Origin of the sequence: Hyalangium sp. (assembly GCF_035629615.1) — a bacterium.
Classification (GTDB): domain Bacteria; phylum Myxococcota; class Myxococcia; order Myxococcales; family Myxococcaceae; genus Hyalangium.
Map to the genome: position 1 here is coordinate 1 of NZ_DASPHO010000729.1, position 4,520 is coordinate 4,520.

The 4,520-nt window shown below is 68.8% G+C and carries 3 protein-coding genes and 1 pseudogene; all 4 read left to right on the forward strand.

Going from position 1 to position 4,520, the window contains the following annotated elements; all coding sequences use genetic code 11:
- Window positions 1–291, forward strand: a pseudogene (locus VD972_RS36240) (insulinase family protein); the annotation flags it as partial.
- A gap of 16 nt (window positions 292–307) precedes the next feature.
- On the forward strand, window positions 308–1,678 hold the full coding sequence (locus VD972_RS36245; protein ID WP_324993387.1) for a pitrilysin family protein: 1,371 nt from the start codon (window positions 308–310) through the stop codon (window positions 1,676–1,678).
- On the forward strand, window positions 1,675–2,364 hold the full coding sequence (locus tag VD972_RS36250) for an RNA pseudouridine synthase (protein ID WP_324993388.1): 690 nt from the start codon (window positions 1,675–1,677) through the stop codon (window positions 2,362–2,364). The genes VD972_RS36245 and VD972_RS36250 overlap by 4 nt, the downstream gene beginning before the upstream one ends.
- A gap of 185 nt (window positions 2,365–2,549) precedes the next feature.
- Window positions 2,550–4,520 (forward strand): FG-GAP-like repeat-containing protein (locus VD972_RS36255; protein ID WP_324993389.1); only part of this gene is annotated, 1,971 nt, incomplete at its 3' end.

A 4,520-nucleotide genomic window follows, 5' to 3' on the forward strand; every position in this document is an offset into this window, starting at 1 on the left:
CTCACCGAGCGCGAGCTGCAGAAGGCCAAGAACAACCTGCGCGCCGATCAGCTGCGCGAGCTGGGCACCAACAGTGGGCGCGCCCATGCGGTGGGCCACTACGAGGCGCTGCTGGGCTCGTGGCGCGAGTTGACCACGCTGCCCTCCCGCTACGCCTCCATCACCAACGACCAGGTGAAGGCCGTCGCGGCGAGGTTCTTCTCTCCGGATCGCCGCTCGGTGGTGACGCTGCTGCCCGAGGCCGAGTCCCAGTCCGAGTCCCATGCCGAGTCCGGCACCGCCGCAGCCTGAGCCCCAAGGAAAGACGATGGCCTCCCGTTCCCGCGTCACCCCGAAGAAGACGGCGGCTTCCCGCCCGCTCAAGCTCCCCACGGTCTCCGAGACCACCACCTCCAGCGGCCTGCAGGTGCTCACCGCCGAGCGCGGCCCGCTGCCCCTGGTGTCCGTCCGCCTGGTGCTTCGCGCCGGCAGCACCGTGGACCCGAAGGACAAGCACGGCCTGGCGGACTTCACCGTCCGGCTGCTCCGCCGCGGTACCACCAGCATGCGCTCGGACGAGATCGACGAGGCCGTCGAGTTCGTCGGCGCCAGCCTCGCCACGGGCGTGAGCGAGGATCTGATGTCGGTCTTCGTCACCACGCCCGCCGAGCACTTCCCGGCGATGCTCTCCGTGCTGGGGCAGCTGGTGCGCGAGCCCCTCTTCCCCGAGAAGGAGGTGGAGCTGGCCCGGGACCGGGTGCTGGCGCAGTTCTCCAACGACCTGGACGATCCCGGCACCGTGGCGGACCGGGCCTTCAACCGGGCCCTGTGGGGCGATCACCCCTACGGCCATGACGTGGGGGGCTCCGCCTCTCACGTGCGCACCTTCACCCGGGAGGATGTGGTGCGCTTCCACCGCGAGCGTCTGGGCCCCAAGGGCGCCCTGCTCGTGGTGGTAGGCGCGGTGAAGCCGGAGGTGGTGGCCGCCGAGGCGGAGAAGGCCTTCGGTGGCTGGACGCAGCCGGATCAGCTCGAGCCCACGGCGGCGCCGCTCGTGGAGGGCATCGCCCGGGCGGGCCAGATCCTCATCGTGGACAAGCCGGACCAGACGCAGTCGCAGGTGCGCATCGGCGGGCCCGGCTATCGCCTCGGCCACCCGGACTACTTCCCCTCCACCGCGATGAACATTGCCCTGGGGGGCGGCTTCACCTCGCGGCTTGTCAACGAGATCCGCGTGGAGCGCGGCCTGTCCTACGGCGTTGGCAGCTACTTCGATGCCATGAATGCCGGGGGCACCTTCGCCATCAGCACCTTCACCAAGACGGCGTCCACGCGCGAGATCATCGACGTGGCGCTGGGCGAGGTGGCCAAGGTGCGCACGGGCGGCATCACCCCCAAGGAGCTGAAGTCGGCGCAGACGTACCTGGCGGGCCTGTACCCGATGCGCACGGAGACCAACGACTCGGTGGCCTCCATCCTCGCGGACATCCGCGTGCACGGGCTGGGAGATGACTGGGTGGAGAAGTTCCGGGATCGGCTGCGCGCGGTGACGCCCAAGCAGGTGAAGGAGGTGGCCGCGAGGTACCTGTTCCCGAAGGCGCCGGCCATCGTGGTGCTCGGCAAGGCCTCCGAGGTGGAGAAGCTGCTCAAGGGGCTGAAGCTCCCCATCTCCGTGGCCTCGGTGTCGGAGTACGAGTGAGCGGACTCCGCGTTCTCCATGAGGGCGCGGGGCTGCTCGTGGTGGCCAAGCCCGCTGGGGTGCTCGTCATCCCCGGGCGCGGCGAGGGCGGGCCCTCCCTGCGCGAGCAGCTGGAGGAGCAGCTGCGCCGCAAGGTCTTCGTGGTGCACCGGCTGGATCGGGACACCTCGGGAGTGCTCGTGTTCGCGCTGGACGCCGAGCGGCACCGCGCGCTCTCGCAGGCCTTCGAGGCCGGCCAGGTGAAGAAGCGCTACCGGGCGCTGGTGGAGGGCCGGGTGGAGGCGCCCCAGCTGGTGGAGGCGGCGCTGGTGCCCGCGCGCAAGGGGCGCATGCGCGTGGCGCGGCCCGGAGAGCAGGGCAAGCCCTCACGCACGCGAGTGCGGCCGGTGGAGACCTTCGCGCGCGCCTCGCTCGTGGAGGCCGAGCCCCTCACGGGCCGCACGCACCAGATCCGCGTGCACCTGCTGCAGCTGGGGCACCCGCTGCTCGTGGATCATCAGTACGGCCGCGCGGAGCCTCTGACTGAGAGGGAGCTCGGCGGCACCGCGGACACCGTGGTGCTGGCGAGGACTCCGCTGCACGCAGCACGGCTCGAATGGCCCGAGCTCCCGGGTGTCGAGGCCCTCATTCTCGAGGCGCCTCTGCCCGAGGACATGGCGCAGGCCCTCGAGCTGCTCCGGCGGTAACGCCAACTCCTGAACATTACTTCGATATTTCTGACCTTGCAGGTTGATGTCGGTGGAGGGCCTATACTGGATCTCCACGATTTACTATTGCATCAATGTTTGATTGCACAGTAAAAATACAGTTGCACAGCAATGGCGCTGGGCACTGCGGCGGCCGGCACCGCCATGCAGGGGGGAGATCCACCATGAACATGAGACACGAGCAGATCTGGAAAGTAGGGCACGGACTGAGGGCACTCTCTCTCTTCGTGCTGGCGTCGTGCGGGAGTGCGGTTCAAGAGGCGGCTCCCGTTCAGCAGCGCGCGGCTCTGTCCACGGGGACCTGCGAGGTGAGGCCCCCCTTCACTCCCAACTTCGAGCCAGAGCTGGAGTGGCAGTGGACAGGCAGCTCCCTTCTGCCCAACCACAAGCAGGTGATGATGACGCCTGTGGTGGTGGACGTGAATGGAGACAACATCCCCGACGTGGTGTTCAACGCCTTCGTCGGCAACAACTACACCGATAACGGAGTGATGCGGGCCATCAGCGGCGACGATGGGCATGATCTGTGGGCAGTGACGAGCGCGGCGCATGAGGTGCGGGGCGCGGCGAGCATCGCGGCCGGAGATATCGACGGAGATGGCCGGGTGGAGCTATGCACCATCCCGGAGAACGGGCTGGGCGTCATCTGCTTCGAGCATGATGGGACGTTCAAGTTCCGCACGTCGTCCTTCTCGGCCAGCAACTGGGGTGGCCCCTCTCTCGCGGATCTGGACGGCGACGGGACGGTGGAGATCATCGACGGCAACGTCGTCTACTCCAACACCGGCGCGCTGAAGTGGCGAGGCGGCGACGGGGCTGGAGGCGCCGCGGGGACCGGCCCGCTCTCCTTCGGGGTGGACATCGACCAGGACCCGGCGAACCTCGAGCTGGAGGTGGTCAATGACCGGGCCATCTACAGGGCCGACGGCACGCCCCTGTGTGTGAACATCCAGATTGGCCATGGCCTGGCGGGCGTGGCGAACTTCGACGCGGACCCGAGGGGCGAGGTGGTCGTGGTCTGGGGCGGGCAGGTGACGCTCATGGATGACAACTGCCAGACCGTGTGGACGACGGCGATCCCCGGGGGCGGGCAGGGCGGTCCTCCCAACATCGCCGACTTCGACAATGACGGGCAGCCGGAGATCGGCGTGGCGGGCTCCTCTGCGTACTCGGTGCTGGACACGAACGGCGCGGTGCTCTGGTCCAGCCCCACGCAGGACGCGAGCTCCAACCGCACCGGCTCCTCCACCTTCGACTTCGAGGGGGATGGCCTCTCCGAGGTCGCCTATGCCGACGAGACCCGGCTGCGCATCTACGACGGGGCTACCGGCCAGATCCGGTTCGAGGTGCCGCACAGCTCGGGCACCACGTATGAGAACCCCGTCATCGTCGACGTGGATCGCGACAACAACGCCGAGATCATCGTCGCCTCCAACAACTACGCCTTCCCGGGCGAGGCGGGCATCCGCGTGTTCCGGGACAAGCGGGATGGCTGGGTGAACACGCGCGGGATCTGGAACCAGCACGCCTACTCCGTCACCAACATCAATGACGACGGGACGCTCCCGCTGTACCAGGCGACGAACTGGCTGAGCCCGGGCCTGAACACCTTCCGCTCCAACAGCCAGGGCAGCGGCACCACCAGCCCCTTCGCGGCGTCGGATCTGGTGGCCTCGGACGTGTCGGCCGCGTGCGACAGCGGCTCTCAGGGCGTGATCCTCACGGCCCGGGTGCGCAACCAGGGCGACGCAGCCGCCTCCGCGGGTCTGCCGGTCGCCTTCTATCTGGGCAACCCCGCCTCGGGGGGCAGCCTGTTGGGCGTGGCCCACGTGACGGCCGTGCTGGCCGCGGGCGCCGAGGCCTGGGTCACCCTGCCACACGCCACCGTTGCGGGCGGGCCCGTGCAGGTATGGGCCGTGTCGGATGACGACGGCACGGGCGAGGGGCGCGAGCTGGAGTGCCTCGAGGACAACAACGGCACGTCGGCGTCGGTGAGCCTGTCGTGCTCGGCTGGCTGCATCGAGGTTCGCCTGGGCGAGTACAACCTGTTCCTCCTCGAGGACTACAACGAGGGCCATGACGTGGTGGGCAAGGTGGCCGCGGGCGGCAACATCACCCTGACGGACTTCGCGGTC

Coding starts and splice junctions, on each gene's coding strand:
- VD972_RS36245 (WP_324993387.1), top strand. CDS start 308: ATGGCCTCCCGTTCCCGCGTCACCCCGAAGAAGACGGCGGCTTCCCGC.